Here is a 16,168-nt window from a genome sequence, read left to right as displayed (position 1 = left end):
GAGTTTCTTTATGAATATTTCTGGATTTTTCTTTTTTGCTGCGATCATTGTTGGAACACTTGCCATCACCTATTCTGCCAGCAAACGAACAACGAGTACCAATGAGTTCTATGCGGCAGGAAATCGCCTTAGCGGTTTACAAAACGGATTTGCCATTGCAGGTGATTTTGTAAGTGCTGCTTCCTTTTTAGGGATCACAGGCATGATTGCCTTACATGGTTTTGATGGCTTTTTTTATGCTATAGGCTTTTTTTGCTCGTATATGATCGTAATGTTGTTAATAGCAGAGCCGATGCATAATGTGGGGCGTTATACCTTAGCAGACTCCATCGCGGTTCGGTTTCCCTCTACTCGATTACGTGGATTGATTGCTTGTAATACTATCATTTTAACGGTTATCTATATGATGGCACAGTTAGTTGGCGCAGGGGCACTTATTTTTTTGTTATTAGATATTCCTTATATTGCATCGATCATTCTTATTGGTGGCTTAATGACCATTTTTGTAGCAGTTGGTGGCATGGTCGCAACCTCTTGGATGCAAATCGTGAAATGTGTTCTGCTTCTATTCGGTACAGTAATGCTATCACTTATGGTGTTATCTCGTTTTGATTGGAACCTGCTTACTCTGTTTGAACATGTTTCTCATCGTACGAGTACAGGACTTCGTTTACTAGAATCAGGACAGATGTTCAACCAACCTTGGGACACCTTCTCTTTGCACCTTGCTTTAGTGCTGGGTACATCAGGACTGCCACATATCATCACACGATTTTACACGGTATCTGATGCCAAAGCGGCTCGTGTTTCAGTCATTACTGCTGTTTATATCATCGGTTTTTTCTATTTGATGACTGTATCATTAGGACTGGGAGCATCATTGTTTGTCGGACAAGCCCAGTTGTTATCAACGGGAGATAATGTAAATCTGGCCGCTCCTCTGCTAGCACTAGCCTTAGGGGGACAGTTTTGGATGGCTTTTATTTCAGCCGTTGCATTTGCTACCATTCTTGCTGTCGTGACTGGACTAGTGTTAAGCGGCTCCTCTGCTTTTGCACATGATATGTATTTTAATATGATAAAAAAAGGTAATGCATCGGATCGCCAACAAATGTACGCGGCTAAACTATCAGCAATTGGAGTTGGCATCGTCTCTACTTTATTTGCTGTAGCTGCCCATAATGTCAATGCAGCTTTTGTCGTTTCCTTTGCATTTACGATCGCTGCTTCATCTCTTTTACCTATTATTTTATTTGGATTTTATTGGTCAAAATTTACGGAAAAAGGTGCAATTGCTGGCAGTATGAGTGGGTTGCTCTCTTCATTGCTACTTGCGTTAATCAGTCCTACATTTATGAATGAAGCACATGGAATTATTCGGGCGACACCGTTATTTCCGCTACACTATCCTGGGATTGTTTCTATTCCTTTTGGTTTCTTGGTATCATGGATAATTTCTTTATGCACACAACAGACGAGCAGCTCTGGAGATTTTACACGGTTACAAATTAAAGCTCATCTAGGGCTACGGGAAGAGGATTTTTATACCTAACGAATTGATTTTTCACAAAAAAACTACTTATTTGCATAAGTAGTTTTCTCCCAACCAAACAGGCTTTTGTTCTTTTACAGAGAGTTTTTTTGTTACCAAACAGAACGTTAACCTCTCAAAAAAACATGAACCCCTCCTTCACCACATAAGATATAAAAACCTCTATTTAGAACGAAAATGCATTGCTTGTACAGCTATTTACAAAAGAAGAAGTGGTGGAGGGATTATCATGCGACTTGGTTTTATCGGAACCGGCAGTATGGGGGGCATGCTTATTCAATCGTTCATTCGCTCTCAAGCCGTGCTACCCGAAAATATACGGGCCTTTAATCGAACTCTAGACAAATTGTCCATTCTACAAGAACAATTTCCTGGATTACAAATCGCTTCAAATAATGCTGACGTCGTTACCAATTGCGACCTTATTTTTTTATGTGTCAAGCCAAAAGAATATCGAACAGCCTTAGCTGAATTCGCTTCTTCTCTTTCTAGGGAGCAGGTCTTAATTACCATCACCAGTCCTATTTTAGTAGAAGAACTGGAGGAATTGGTTCCTTGTCAGGTCATACGTGCTGTTCCAAGTATCACTAATCATGCTTTGAGTGGACTTGTTTTGCTCGAATACGGTCGTCGCGCCACAGATGAAACGAAAGAACGTTTGCTCCATCTTTTATCACATATTGGTCTGCCATTGGAAATTCAATCACCGTTTTTGCGAATTTCGGCAGATATAGCCAGTTGTGGTCCTGCCTTTCTCAGCTATACAATGCAACAAATAATTCGTTCTGCTGAAGAAGAAACCGGCTTACCTCATGAAACCGCCGTTCATTTAACTACACAAATGCTAATTGGAGTAGCTGAATTGTTAAAACAAGGTCATTTTACTTTGCCTGAACTACAGGCTCGTGTCTGCGTTCCAGGAGGAATCACAGGGGAAGGACTACGGATCTTGCAAGCCTCTCTACCTGGCGTTTTTCATCATGTGTTCCGAATTACACAGAAAAAATTTGTAGAGGATCAACGGGAAATGAAAGAGCAGTTGGAGCGTCAGTATTAGAAAGAATGATTTGACCATATAAAAGCTACTTGACATATACGCATAGGAAAAAAGCCCCTTCCTTATGCTAAATTCTAGCATCAGTAGAAGAGGCTTTCCTTTTTACATGAATCCTATATTAACCTACTACAATGTTAACCAATTTACCTGGGACAGCAATCACCTTACGAACGGTTTTACCGTCGATTAGCGCGATTCCCTTTTCGTGACCAAGTACATGTTTTTCTAATTCTTCTTTACTAAGGCCATTGGCAACTACCATCTTATCGCGCACTTTACCATTGATCTGGATAACAATTTCCACTTCATCTAACACCAGTGCTTGTGGATCAAACGTTGGCCATTCTTGCATGTGTACGCTACTTGTCTTACCGATTAATTGCTGCCACATTTCTTCAGAGATATGTGGTGCGATTGGTGCAAGTAGAATGATCAAGCTTTCCATTGCATAAGCAAAGGTTCCACGGTCTGATTCTGCTGGATAGCTGTACATCTTGTTAACTAGTTCCATGATCGTACTGATCGCCGTGTTAAAGGTGTAACGCTCACCGATATCTTCTGTTACCTTTTTAATGGTATGATGCGTGGTACGATATAAGTCTTTGGCTGCATCATCGTTCGCTGCTACTTGGTAAGGAGCTTGGAACAATTCTTGATTACCTTCTACCAAGCGCCATACGCGGTTCAAGAAACGGAAGCTTCCTTCTACTCCCGTATCTGTCCAATCTAGATCGCGTTCAGGTGGAGCTGCGAACAGAATGAACAGACGAACAGTGTCTGCTCCGTACTTCTCGATCATATCATCTGGACTCACGACGTTGCCTTTTGATTTAGACATTTTAGCTCCATCTTTTAGTACCATTCCTTGTGTTAACAAGCTACGGAATGGTTCGTCGAAAGAAAGCATGCCTGCATCATGCAGTACTTTAGTAAAGAATCGAGAATACAACAAGTGCAAGATCGCATGCTCAATACCGCCAATGTATTCATCCACTTGCATCCACTTGTCTGCGCTCTCTTTAGAGAAAGGCAGTTCTGTGTTATGTGCATCTGTGTACCGTAGATAGTACCAAGAGGAATCGATGAATGTATCCATCGTATCTGTCTCGCGTCTTGCTGCACCGCCGCATGTTGGACACGTTGTCTTCGTGAATTCATCAGAACTAGTCAAAGGATTACGTTTTCCATCAATGACTACATCTTCCGGTAACAACACAGGAAGCTGATCTTTTGGCACAGGAACTACACCACAGCTATCGCAATAAATGATTGGAATAGGAGATCCCCAGTAACGTTGTCGAGAAACCAGCCAGTCGCGCAGACGATAAGTGGTAGTTAATCCACCTTTGCCTTGCTGTTCCAATAAATCGGCAATCGCTTTGATCGCTTCACGGTTTGGCATCCCATCAAATTGAGCTGAGTTCATCATGGTACCATCTTCTGTATAAGCGGCATCCACACCAACTTCTTCAGCAAAAATTTCTGGATCTTCCGGATTAATAACTACTTTAATCGCCAAATCATACTTTTTCGCAAAAGAAAAGTCACGTTCATCATGAGCTGGCACACCCATAACAGCACCAGTACCGTAGTCGGGCAGTACATAGTTCGCTACCCAGATTGGTACCTGCTCTCCGGTTAGTGGATGCTTCGCGTAGGCTCCCGTGAAGAGTCCCACTTTTTCAGCATCGGTCGCTGTGCGGGTAATGTCGCTCTCTTTCTTCATTTCTTCTACAAAGGCAAGTACAGAGGCTTCTTGTTCTTTACCAGCGATCAATTTAGGTACTAACGGATGTTCTGGTGCCAATACCATATAACTTACGCCATACAGCGTGTCAGGACGAGTTGTAAATACGTTTACTTGCTCGTCATTTTGCTCTGGAATCGTGAAAGTTACATTAGCTCCTTCGCTTTTTCCAATCCAGTTTTTCTGCATAGTACGTACTTTTTCCGGCCATCCCGATAATTTATCCAAGTCAGTCAAAAGACGCTCAGCATAGTCGGTAATGCTAAAGAACCACTGTTCCAGATCCTTCTTAGTCACTTCTGAATCACAACGCCAGCATAAGCCATCAATAACCTGCTCGTTCGCAAGTACGGTAGAACATTCTGGGCACCAGTTCACAAAAGCACGCTTACGATAAGCAAGCCCTTGTTCTAGGAAGGTTAAGAACAACCATTGCGTCCATTTATAATAATCTGGGGAGCAAGTCGCCACTTCACGGCTCCAGTCAATACTCACACCAAGACGGTTTAATTGCATTTTCATAAAGTCGATGTTTTCATACGTCCATGTAGCTGGCTGCGCTCCAAATTTAACCGCAGCATTCTCAGCTGGCAGACCGAATGCATCCCATCCCATCGGGTGCAATACTTGGAAACCATTCATACGCTTCAAACGAGCAATAACATCTCCGATTGAATATACACGCATGTGACCCATGTGCAAACGACCAGATGGATACGGAAATTGCTCTAGACAGTAAAATTTAGGCTTGGAAGAATCCTCCACCGTTTTGTTTGTTTGTTGTTCGTTCCATTTTTTCTGCCATTTGACTTCCAGCTCTTGTGGATTGTACGGCATAGACATTTGCTACATCCTCCTTCTATTCTTTCACAAATCCTTGTTCTCATTAATACCATGTACAAAAGGTTATCGTGTCTATTAAAAATCGGCAGACGAATAGCCGTCTAACGTCCAAGACACACAAAAAAACCTCACATCTCTAACAGCCGAAAAAGCTGCTAGGGACGAGAGGTTGTTTTTCTTCTCGCGGTACCACCCTAGTTAGCAAAGCAACTGTTTAACGCTATAAAACGCCGCCTAGTAGCCTTACTCCCTTCCTTTTTCCGTAACGTGGACAGACGCTTTTGCTTACACAACAGAAGTCTTCAGCAAAAAAGCAATGAGGGGAGTTCCAAAAGAATCGGGTTGACTCGCACCTACCGTCAACTCTCTTTATACCGGATCTAGCTTTTGTACTAGGCCTCATTATCGCTTTGTTCATATATGAGTCGATTATAGTCGTTTTTACGGGAACATGTCAATCACGAGAACGTTTGGCTGAGAAAAACAGACGCTCGCTTTCAGCAACAGGGGGTAGATTCACAAAGTCAGCGGTAAGCTTAATCTCTTCAAATCCAGCTTCTCGTAACCATAAAATGATCTCCATCGGCTGATAGGCCCGTTGGTATTGTGTTTCTTCCCGTTTTTGATAGCATCCATTTTCCAAACGAATAAAGAAAGTAAGCTCATGCTCCACTTCCAATCGTTCTTCATCCGTATAGCATTGCCAGATGTAGTTAATCTCCTCATCTACATGCCCAAATGTGTGGTTTCCAAAAAACTGGAGAATCTTAAAAGGGCTATGTACATCAAATAGGAAAGTTCCACCCGGTTTCAAATGCTGGTAAACACGCTGAAACGTGGCTTGCACATCTTCTTTTTCCGTGACATAACTAAGGCAATCACAAAAAGAGATGACGGAATCGATCGGGCTAACAGAGAGTTCTGTCATATCCTGTTCGAGCCACGTCACATCAACGTGCGCTGTTTTCATTTTTTCATAGGCAATCGCAAGCATCTCTGGCGACAAGTCAACACCTGTTACCTGATAGCCTTTTTGGGCCAGAGGGATGGCGATACTGCCCGTGCCACACCCCAGATCAAGGATCGTTTGTGGCTTACCGTGCATCTGCCAATAGTCCTCCGCCCAATCCAGCCAGTCCTGATAAGGCGTATCCGCCATCAACGCATCATAGACTGAAGCTAAATGCGTATATGACATAGCCTTTTTCCTACACTTCTACAGTGACGCGAGGTGCATCAGACCATAGTTTTTCCAAGTTGTAGAAATCGCGCTCTTCTTTATGGAATACGTGAACAACTACGTCGCCACAATCAACCAATACCCAACGTCCTTGGTCTTCCCCTTCAATGCCACGGATGATATACCCATTTTTGTGTACTTGATCACGAATTTCACGAACAATTGCCTGTACTTGGCGTTCGTTGTTACCATGACAAATAATGAAACGATCCGCCATAACAGAGATTGTATGGATGTCTAGCACCACTATATTTTCTGCTTTCTTATCTTCACACGCTTTATATGCCAGTTGTAGTAATTGATTGTCCAATTGTATCATGAAGGCCTCCTCATTCTTTTACAAGATCATTATAAGCAAGTAATGTGAGCGGATATACCCGCTGTTTTTTTTCAATTAAAAAACATATGGTTCCCCCGAGTGCTAAAGCAAGCGCCTGATTCAAATCCTGCTTTGCTAGACGTCTAATCTCCTCTAGACCAGGATAATTACGGTTGGGTTCGATGTAATCAGCAAGACAAACTACTTTCTCCAACAAGGACATGTTTTCACGTCCTGTCGTATGATAACGAATCGCTTGCAATATCTCAACATCTTGTATCTGTAGCTCCTGATGTACCACAATCGCGCCTACAAAGGCATGCCATAATTCTTTATCCCCTGAAAGCAAATCCTGTGGAAAATCATAACGGAGCAGATAATCTCGCAGTCGCGAAATCTCCCAGCATTTGCAGTAATCATGCAACAGTCCAGCTAGCTCAGCTTTAATCGGGTCGGCTCCGAAACGAACAGCCAGCTCTTTGGCTACTTCTGCTACGCCTAAGGTATGCTGATAACGTTTTTCATGCATTTGGGATCGAACCTGTGTAAGCAAAGCTTCTCTATGTTGGATCAGCTCCATATAACCCGCTCTCCTTTATATAGCATTCCACCGCTGAAGGAACAAGATAGCGAATACTTTTGCCAATCTGGACCTGTTCACGGATATACGTAGAAGAAAGCTCCCAAAGCGGTATTTCGATAAAATCCACATACGTTGTCCATTTTGAAGGCTGCGGTGCTGCCTGCGGGCGATGAAACCCAATAAAACGTACCAGTCTCACCAACTCTTCTATGGCATACCACTGTGGTAGCATCTCTACCATGTCTCCTCCAATAATAAAGTTGAATTGGCAATCAGGATGCAATGCCACCAATTGTTGCATGGTATCAGCGGTGTAAGAGGGACCTTCACGATCCAACTCCACCATTGTGATCCGAAACTGTGGATGTTTACGTATAGCCAGCCGTACCATTTCCGCTCGATGAGTAGCGTTCGCTACACTTTTTTTCTGTTGTTTATGTGGCGGGATATGCGCAGGCATAAACCAAACTTCATCAAGCTTTGCCTTTTCTCTCGCCTGTTCAGCAATCAACAGATGTGCGTTATGAATAGGATCAAATGTGCCGCCCATTATCCCAATACGTTTCATAGGCTTTTTGTAGTCCTTATGGTAGCACTATCGTTTTGTTTTCTTTTGATACTTTATACAGGACAACGGTATGACCGATCAATTGTACCATTTCAGCGCCTGCTCCAGTAGCCAATGCTTCTGCTACTGCATATTTGTCATCCGCATTATTTTGCAAAATGGAGACTTTAATTAATTCGCGTACTTCAAGAGCCTCCTGAATTTGCTTCACCATATTTTCATTTACCCCACCCTTACCTACTTGAAAAATTGGCGCGAGGTGATGAGCCATAGAACGCAAATAGCGTTTTTGTTTACCAGTTAACATTTAATTTCCTCCTTGTTGCAAGTGCTGCAACACTATTTCTCTCATTTTATCAGTAGGCGCCGCTTCTCCTGTCCACAATTCGTAAGCAAGCCCACCTTGATTAATAAACATGCCAACGCCCGAGTGATGAGTGGCTCCAATTGCTTTGGCATGCTGTAACAATTTTGTTTCTAATGGGTTATAGATCAGATCGCTTACAATCAAATCAGCTCGTAAGCACTCCTTATCCACGGGCATCTCATGAATGTGAGGGTACATTCCAATAGAAGTGGTATTGATTAAAAGTGTGCTATCTAGAATCGCTTGCTCTGCTTGAGAAAATGAATAGACACGCACAGGAATTTGTGACCCAAGAGCCATTGCCAACATTTCAGCTCGTTCAAGCGAGCGATTGACAATCCGAATCTCTTTTACTCCACGTTCCACCAACGTACAAGCAACAGCACGAGCAGCACCGCCAGCACCGAGTAACGTAACGACTTGCTCTGTTAGATTAACCCCTGTTTCTTCCAACAAAGAGCGAACATAACCTGTTCCATCCGTATTATATCCAATCAAGGTACCATCTTCGTTTACAATAGTATTAACGGCTCCAATGCGTTCTGCCAAGGGATCAATTTTATCCAGATACGGAATAACCGCTATCTTATGCGGAATGGTAACATTAACTCCCCGCATGCCTAAAGCTCGAATAGCCTCGACCGCTTCTTTTATCTGATGATCATCAACTTGGAAAGCAGCGTAAGCATAAGGCAATTGGTTATGTTCAAAAGCCGTATTATGCATCACCGGAGATAGTGAATGTCCCACGGGACGACCAAATAATCCAACCATTGTTGTTTTACTATGTAACAGGAAGACCCCTCCCCCAAGTAAGATATAAAAGCCCCTCCGCAAAGAAGGGGCTTGCTTGTTGTTCAAGTGATCGTCACGAGCTTGGTTAAACTAAGCCTTTTCGTAATCCGACGCTTACGCCCTTAGGCACATGCACTTCTACGACCCCTTTTACTTTCCCCTGAAGCGCAATCCAGCCTAATCCAGCAATAACGATATCCGTTGGCCCAGTTGTATCAATTTTTAATGTGTAGCGAGTGAATGGCAATAACGCCTTAGCCGCTTCTCCTGAAGGTGGTGCAAGCATCTCCCCATGATGCTTCGCCAACACTTCTTCCGCATTATCCATCTTTGTACGGTGAAGATAAAGATCATTAGCCAGATAGCAAGCAAATGGCTGACGTTCTCCGCTTACATAATCAATGCGTGCCAATCCACCAAAGAACAGCGTCTGCTTATCGTTTAATTGGAAGACACGCGGATTAATCCGTGATTTAGGCGTAAGTTTACGTAAATCTTCTGGTGACACCAAGTGACCAATTTGATCACGATTAATAATCCCAGGTGTATCAAATATAGAACGACCATCCTCTAAAGGAATCTCAATCTTATCCAAGGTAGTGCCTGGGAACGGCGATGTGGTGATTTCCATATCAGCAGCACCGTAGTCATGTAAAATCCGATTAATCAGTGTGGATTTACCTACATTGGTTACACCTACAATATAAACATCCCGTCCTTTGCGGAATTCTCCAATGCGAGCCAGCAATTCGTCAATCCCGTTTCCTTTTTCCGCACTCACAAGAACCACTTCATTTGGCTTTAGGCCGCGCTCTTTCGCTTCATGCTGAATCCAGTTTTTCACACGATTAAGATTGATATTACGTGGTAGCAAGTCTACTTTATTACCTACCAGCAAGATTGGATTTTGTCCAACAAAGCGCGGTAAGCCCCGTAGCCAAGAACCTTGGAAGTCAAACAAATCGACTACCATAACCACTAAGCATTTTGTGGAACCAATTCCATTTAAAATACGTAAAAAGTCATCATCATGCATCTCTACAGGTGCTACTTCATTATAGTGCTTGATACGGAAACAACGCTGACAAATCACAACATCACGCGTCAATGCAGAAGCAGGTGCATAACCTGGCTTCGCTTTGTTTTCTGCCTGTATCTCAACTCCGCAACCCGCACAGCTGATTGGGCCCTCGAAGTCCTGATCTACTTCTTGTTGTTGTACCACGAAATCATTCCTTTCTTGCTCATCCAGTGCAGGGCAAGTCGTTCCATTTTCCGGTTAAATCGCGTAAAAAAACCGTCCGAATTTTTTACGGGGACAACCAAAATCGTATGAAATCCTAATAAGTTGCCACCTAGCACATCCGTAAACAGTTGATCGCCAATAACCACTGTCTCCTCAATGCGAACATTCATTACCTCAACCGCACGTTTAAAAGCCTGATTGGTAGGTTTTCGCGCAGCCGGAATATAGTGGCATTGTAGGGGCTCACAAAAGTGTAAAACCCTCGCCTTGTTATTATTGGATACAATCGTCACTTGAATTCCTGCTTCATCCAGACGCTTGAGCCAATCGACTACCTCTGGAGTTGCATCTGGTGTATCCCAAGCAACTAACGTGTTATCCAAATCAGTAATCACCGCTTTGATGTTCCGTTTTCGGAGTTCATCTATATCAATGGAAAAGATGGATTCCACATATTCACTAGGGGTTAACTTCTGTAAAAGCAAATGCCCGTACCTCCCGTTCACCGTTCACTGGTCTTGCATGCACCACGAACGAGATATCGGGACTAACTATACCATATTTAGAAGGCTTGTTGCAAAACAAAATCAAATCTGCTATAAAGGAAGATTCTCTTTTTCGACTAATCTGCGAACACGCTCTGTTGGTTGCCAGCAATCAAAACGATAGGAAGACTGTGTCTCAAAACCCAGCCTACTACAGGAGTACGTGGTTTTAACACCATTTTCACCTTTGCTCACACGAAAATGCTGACACGTCGCACAGCAATGAAACCGATTCATTTCCGCCATTACGGTCATCCCTCCGATTTTCCAAACCAATGATAACGATTTCGTGCAACCCAAGCATACGCTTTTTCGCCCACATATGCAGCACCTGGTAAATAGAAAAGAGGCGCCAGCCAGCAGAAATAGGTAAGGTTAAGTAATTTTCTCACGGCATAAAACGCTCGCAAACGCTCTCCTGAAGGGAGGTGTACCTCCATCGCCTCTCCGCACGCCTTGTCATGCAAATTACAAACAGATACTTCCTCATAGTGACGCCATGCTATTTGCTGCTTTTTCCCAGGCAATAATAGGTGAGTCAACGTTTTGCGAATAAAACAGCACATGTTGCAATGCTCATCATAATAAATGATAATCTTACTCATGTTAGATTCCTTCTTTCCAAGCGGGAAGTGAAAAAATGCTTAGCTGTTCAAATCTTTCCTTCTGTTCCTCTTCCCGCAGAAAATTAGAAAAACCGACACCAATCAATCTAACACCTCTCGAGTAGTCAAATTCATCCAACAAAAATTCTAGCCATTCTTCCCAAGATGTTCCTGACACTACTTTACGCTGTTTGCTTTTTGTTGTGAAGTCAGTAAATCTAACTTTAAGCGTAAGGGTCTGAGGTTGTACTCCCTCTTGCTCCACTTCTTCTATGATATGGGTTAGCAATTCCCGAGCAATTTCAGCGATTCGGTCACGCTCCTGCAAATCATACACGAGAGTGGTTTCCCTACTAATTGATTTGACAACTCGATCCATCTCGATCTCCCGATGATCAACTCCACGTGCTCGTCCATATAGTGCATGTCCCCACTTGCCAAATAGTTGAACTACTTCTTCTAAAGACATATTCCATAAATCTCGGACGGTCTCAATACCCTTTTTGGTTAAAATCTCCTGCGATTTTTTGCCTACACCATGCAAGACACTGATTGGTAACGGAGCTAGAATATCCAGAGCTTCCTCTGCACGAATAATGACAAAAGCGTCTGGTTTTCTTAAATCACTGGCGATTTTGGCGAGTGACATGTTGTAGGATAAACCAATACTACAGGTAAGTCCCGTTTCCTGTTTAATGCGTCTTTTCAACTCTTTGGCAATGGGAACTGCATTTTCGTAGTGAGACACATCTAAGTAGGCCTCGTCTAATCCAATTGGTTGATATACCTCAGCATATTCCGTATAAATCCGCCTAATTTCCTCGGATTTTTCATGATAACGGGCAAAGCGACAAGGAACAAAAATACCATGTGGACATTTTTTACGTGCGATAGCAACAGGCATTGCAGAACGCACACCAAACGAACGCGCCTCGTAACTACAGGTAGCTACTACGCCCCGATTGCCCGTACCTCCCACAATGACAGGCTGACTGCGCCATTCTGGATGATCCAATTGTTCCACACTAGCATAAAATGCGTCGATGTCCACATGAATAAATTTTTTCATAGCCGCTCCACCCAAACATATATTCTTATTTTATTTTCTATTATAGAACACCGGGTGTAACGATTCAATTCACTTCGTTGCTTGATTTACATTTTGAGTGGTATCCCACGGTTTGTTTAACCATCTCCGCATGGCAAAGCAACCACGGAACCACTCATCCATGCCTTGAGCAATCCATACTCCAAGTAAGCCAAGGCCAAAGTAGATACCAAGTGTATAACTAAAGACCACCGCAATCCCCCACATTGCAAAAATACCAATGATCACTGGAAAACGGACATCACCTGCAGACTTTAACGAGCCCATTAAGACGATGTTCATCGCTCTACCTGTCTCAGTAATGACCATAACCCATAAGACAGGAAGGGCCACTTCAATAATAGTGGGATCAGTCGTAAACATTTGTAAAATAGGTGAGCCTAACAAAGCAATAATCAATGTCGTAACAAACGAAGCACACATCGAAATTTTCAGTGTACGCATCCCGCGACGTAAGGCCCATACTGTCTTCCGCCAATATAACGGGCTACGAGCAACTGCGTACCTTGAGCAATCGCCAGTGTAAACAAGTAGCAAATCATAGAAATATTTAACACATAAATGCGTGCCGCAAGCGATGAGGTTCCCATCGTAGCAATAAATCCCGTAATGATTACTTGTATTGGCAATCCAAAAATGCCAGTAATAGCGATAATATTACCACCTACGCTAATCATGTCCATCAGCAGGGTAACCATCAAAGAATCTTTTGTATATCCATGACTTCTAAGTACCGCGCTTAATGCTAAGGCAATTGATTCTAGGAACAACGACGCCCCACAAATTTGTACAAACAAAAGCCCGTAGCGCAGAACTTCCCCTTCAAGCTCAAACAGGCTGAGAAATTGTTTACCAAAGATAACAACAATCACAGCAATAACCATTCCGAACCAAAAATTTAATCCAAAAGCAGATCGCGCTAGCTGCCTTGCTTGATCCAATCGATTAGCCCCTAGTCTTTGACCAATCAGGATAGTTGCGATTTGCCACCCCTACACCCGTAGCTGCATCATCTGAATAATGACTGAGCATAAGCGTTGCGATAATCCCCATACCCATATGTAGCGCTAGTTCAAAAAAAATCGGCCAAGTAATTTGAAACAGAGTTTGTCGTTGATAATTATTGGTCTCTGTACTCACATTCACCCTTCTTTACTCCATTGAATTTATCTACTCAAAAAGATTTGTTCATTATAACGCTATGATGTGCGGATGGGAATAGAAACCGGCAAGTAGACAAAGAAAAAGCTACCCACATCGTAGGTAGCTAGTTCACTTTCTTATTTAAATGTTTTAAAACGCTCATCTAGTGGTTTGTATTCTTTTTCCTTAGGAGCCATTGTTGGTTGACCAAACGGCATTTGAGCGATTAGTTTCCAATGATCTGGGACATTCCATTCTTTTTTCACATCTTCATCAATTAATGGGTTGTAATGTTGTAAGGTAGCTCCTAATCCTTCCATTTCAAGAGCCGTCCAGATAACAAACTGATGCATACCAGAAGATTGTTGAGACCAGATAGGAAAATTATCTTTATATAGCGCAAAATCTTTTTGTAGTTGGTCTACAATTTGCTGGTCTTCAAAAAAGAGTACTGTCCCATATCCACTACGGAAAGATTTCATTTTTTCTTCTGTTGGAGAAAAGTTATTGTCGCCAACCACTTTCCGCAAAGCTGCTTCTGTCAAATTCCACAATTTATCATGTTGTTCTCCCAATAAAAGCACGATGCGAGCTGTTTGAGAATTAAAGGAAGAAGGCGTATGTTTAAGAGCAAATTCGATCACTTCTTTGATTTTATCATCCGTGATACTCACTTCTTTACTGATACCATAAATAGAACGTCTTCCTTCGACTGCTGTATAAAAATCTTTTGCCATGATAGTTGCCCCCTTTGTTAGAAAAAATAATGCTACTCAAAACTTGCCCTATTGACGTTAACTTATACTGACACAACCGTAAAACGTTTATTAACAAAATGCGGATTTTCGAGTTCATCTAGTACCGCAATCGCATAGTCTTCCATGCTAATAGAGCTTTCACCTTTTGAATTTACCAATAATTGCTCGTCACCTTTTTGATAACGCCCTGTGCGTTCACCCGGTTCAAACATTGCTGATGGACTTAAAAAGGTCCATTGGGGCAGATTGGATTGCTTTAAGATCTCCAAGTTTTTACCTTGATTCGTCGCTGTAGCCAAATATTCTTTTGGAAATTCTAGGGTTTCATATAGACGAACAGTTTTCGCTTCATCCACAAACAAACTCCCTGCTCCTCCAACTACAAACAGCTTCGTGTGCGGAGCATTCTTTAAAGCCTCAATCAGAACATTTCCTGCATCCACATGTAAATATTCTTCTCCTGGTTTTGCACCAAAGGAATTTATTACAACATCAAATTTATGTAAATCCTGTGTAGCTAGGTCAAACATGTCTTTTTGAAGAATAGCCACCTTTTGATTACTTTGGCCCAATTTGGTAGCATCGCGAACGATAGCTGTCACCTCATGACCTCTTTGTAAAGCTTCTTGCATGATTAAATTTCCTGCTCTCCCTGTTGCACCAATTATACCGATTTTCATGATATAGGCCTCCTTATAGGAATCTTTTTATAAACACGGTAGTTCATTTGAATGAATCAGATCAGATAAAGTCATTAGACTAACCGTTCCTCATGTAACCATTTTAGTTACAACTTTCTTTTTTGTCAAATTTTTTTTATGAATTACCCATACTTGTTCATTTTGTGCAGTTGAAATTAAATCGCTTATACTTACCATTGATTGCATTTGAAAGACAAAAAAACGTGTAAACAAAGGAAATCTCTCCTTGCTTACACGCTACGGTTATAGTAATTCATCTTGCTGTTTAACAAGCTGTACAAATTCCTTACAAATCCCAAGCATTTGTTCGTCGTGCATCCACATGCGCTCAGGATGCCATTGGACTGCGATAATACGACCATCTTCGCTTTCAAAACCTTCAACGACACCATCAGGAGCCACCGCAGTCACTTTGTAGCCTGTAGGTAACGTTTTAACCGCTTGATGATGAGAGCTATTTACCAACACTTTGTCAGCTCTCAAAGCCATTTTCAGAAAACCATCTGACACCTGAACATAATGAGACCCATACTGCTTAGAACCGATTTGCTGATGTTGCAACGCGTTCGGATACACACTCTCAATATCTTGTATCAAGGTACCTCCGACTGTTATTGCTATCATCTGCGCGCCCCGGCATACTCCAAGCACCGGCTTTCGTTTTCCTAACAGGGCACGGATTAGCCGAAGTTCTGCTTGATCACGTTCATAGTCCACTTCGCCCAGCCTTGAGTGAGGAACTTCTCCGTATAGATGAGGGGCGGGATCAACACCACCGGTCAAAAGAACGGCGTCCACAGCTTCAAGTATCTCCTCTACTGGGTAAGAGTCCTCGTTCATGATAGGCAAAAGAAGCGGTATTCCTCCGCTTCTAATAATCCCTTCGACATAACAATGACTTGCATGAAAAAAATGATCCACACGATTGTCTGAAACGTACATTTTTGAACTAGCGATTCCGATAACCGGACGCAAGCCTCTCGCTTCCTTT

At 42.5% G+C, this 16,168-nt stretch carries 17 protein-coding genes and 1 pseudogene; 2 read left to right on the top strand and 16 right to left on the bottom strand.

What is annotated here, in order from left to right; genetic code table 11:
• Positions 1–10 precede the first annotated feature (10 nt).
• The gene (locus EEL30_13435; GenBank protein QDX93214.1) at positions 11–1,552 is read left to right on the top strand and encodes a cation acetate symporter; all 1,542 of its coding nucleotides are present in this window, start codon (positions 11–13) and stop codon (positions 1,550–1,552) included.
• Positions 1,553–1,781: 229 nt separating this feature from the next.
• Entirely contained in the window at positions 1,782–2,609 is an 828-nt protein-coding gene (locus EEL30_13430; protein QDX93213.1) for a late competence protein ComER, read from the top strand.
• Between the two features lie 118 nt (positions 2,610–2,727).
• On the opposite strand, the gene EEL30_13425 is transcribed toward EEL30_13430, so the two are convergent.
• The 16 genes and pseudogenes from EEL30_13425 to EEL30_13350 all read right to left on the bottom strand — a co-directional run bounded on the left by EEL30_13425 (position 2,728) and on the right by EEL30_13350 (position 16,152).
• Positions 2,728–5,199 carry a leucine--tRNA ligase gene (locus tag EEL30_13425; GenBank protein ID QDX93212.1) on the bottom strand — a complete coding sequence of 824 codons (2,472 nt, stop codon included), beginning with the start codon at positions 5,197–5,199 and terminating at the stop codon, positions 2,728–2,730.
• A 454-nt stretch (positions 5,200–5,653) separates the two neighbouring features.
• A complete protein-coding gene (locus tag EEL30_13420) occupies positions 5,654–6,397 on the bottom strand; it encodes a class I SAM-dependent methyltransferase (GenBank protein ID QDX93211.1) in 744 nt (247 codons plus the stop codon).
• Between the two features lie 10 nt (positions 6,398–6,407).
• Positions 6,408–6,758 (bottom strand): ribosome silencing factor, encoded by a 351-nt coding sequence (rsfS, locus tag EEL30_13415; GenBank protein ID QDX93210.1) that lies wholly within the window; start codon positions 6,756–6,758, stop codon positions 6,408–6,410.
• 10 nt (positions 6,759–6,768) lie between these two features.
• Complete coding sequence (locus EEL30_13410) at positions 6,769–7,338, bottom strand: HD domain-containing protein (GenBank protein QDX93209.1); 570 nt, start codon at positions 7,336–7,338, stop codon at positions 6,769–6,771.
• Positions 7,319–7,909 carry a nicotinate-nucleotide adenylyltransferase gene (locus EEL30_13405; protein ID QDX93208.1) on the bottom strand — a complete coding sequence of 197 codons (591 nt, stop codon included), beginning with the start codon at positions 7,907–7,909 and terminating at the stop codon, positions 7,319–7,321. The genes EEL30_13410 and EEL30_13405 overlap by 20 nt, the downstream gene beginning before the upstream one ends.
• A 16-nt stretch (positions 7,910–7,925) precedes the next feature.
• Complete coding sequence (yhbY, locus tag EEL30_13400; GenBank protein ID QDX93207.1) at positions 7,926–8,216, bottom strand: ribosome assembly RNA-binding protein YhbY; 291 nt, start codon at positions 8,214–8,216, stop codon at positions 7,926–7,928.
• Complete coding sequence (locus tag EEL30_13395; GenBank protein ID QDX95766.1) at positions 8,217–9,071, bottom strand: shikimate dehydrogenase; 855 nt, start codon at positions 9,069–9,071, stop codon at positions 8,217–8,219. It abuts the gene before it with no gap.
• An 85-nt stretch (positions 9,072–9,156) separates the two neighbouring features.
• Positions 9,157–10,296, bottom strand: a complete 1,140-nt coding sequence (yqeH, locus tag EEL30_13390; protein QDX93206.1) for a ribosome biogenesis GTPase YqeH — start codon at positions 10,294–10,296, stop codon at positions 9,157–9,159.
• On the bottom strand, positions 10,275–10,802 hold the full coding sequence (locus tag EEL30_13385; protein QDX93205.1) for a YqeG family HAD IIIA-type phosphatase: 528 nt from the start codon (positions 10,800–10,802) through the stop codon (positions 10,275–10,277). Before EEL30_13385 ends, yqeH begins: the two co-directional genes overlap by 22 nt.
• 111 nt (positions 10,803–10,913) lie before the next feature.
• Positions 10,914–11,108 carry a hypothetical protein gene (locus tag EEL30_13380; protein QDX93204.1) on the bottom strand — a complete coding sequence of 65 codons (195 nt, stop codon included), beginning with the start codon at positions 11,106–11,108 and terminating at the stop codon, positions 10,914–10,916.
• A 5-nt stretch (positions 11,109–11,113) separates the two neighbouring features.
• Positions 11,114–11,467 (bottom strand): DUF393 domain-containing protein, encoded by a 354-nt coding sequence (locus tag EEL30_13375; protein QDX93203.1) that lies wholly within the window; start codon positions 11,465–11,467, stop codon positions 11,114–11,116.
• A 1-nt stretch (position 11,468) separates the two neighbouring features.
• Positions 11,469–12,536, bottom strand: coding sequence for a DNA polymerase IV (locus EEL30_13370; protein QDX93202.1), 1,068 nt, complete (start codon positions 12,534–12,536; stop codon positions 11,469–11,471).
• Between the two features lie 69 nt (positions 12,537–12,605).
• A pseudogene (locus tag EEL30_13365) lies at positions 12,606–13,715 on the bottom strand (MATE family efflux transporter).
• A 140-nt stretch (positions 13,716–13,855) separates the two neighbouring features.
• Positions 13,856–14,455 carry a nitroreductase family protein gene (locus EEL30_13360; protein ID QDX93201.1) on the bottom strand — a complete coding sequence of 200 codons (600 nt, stop codon included), beginning with the start codon at positions 14,453–14,455 and terminating at the stop codon, positions 13,856–13,858.
• Between the two features lie 62 nt (positions 14,456–14,517).
• Positions 14,518–15,156 (bottom strand): NAD(P)-dependent oxidoreductase, encoded by a 639-nt coding sequence (locus EEL30_13355; protein ID QDX93200.1) that lies wholly within the window; start codon positions 15,154–15,156, stop codon positions 14,518–14,520.
• Positions 15,157–15,420: 264 nt separating this feature from the next.
• Positions 15,421–16,152 carry a gamma-glutamyl-gamma-aminobutyrate hydrolase family protein gene (locus EEL30_13350; GenBank protein QDX93199.1) on the bottom strand — a complete coding sequence of 244 codons (732 nt, stop codon included), beginning with the start codon at positions 16,150–16,152 and terminating at the stop codon, positions 15,421–15,423.
• Positions 16,153–16,168 lie beyond the last annotated feature (16 nt).

Origin of the sequence: Brevibacillus laterosporus (assembly GCA_007833815.1) — a bacterium.
GTDB lineage: Bacteria > Bacillota > Bacilli > Brevibacillales > Brevibacillaceae > Brevibacillus_B > Brevibacillus_B laterosporus_D.
This window is presented reverse-complemented; position numbering and strand designations above follow the sequence as displayed.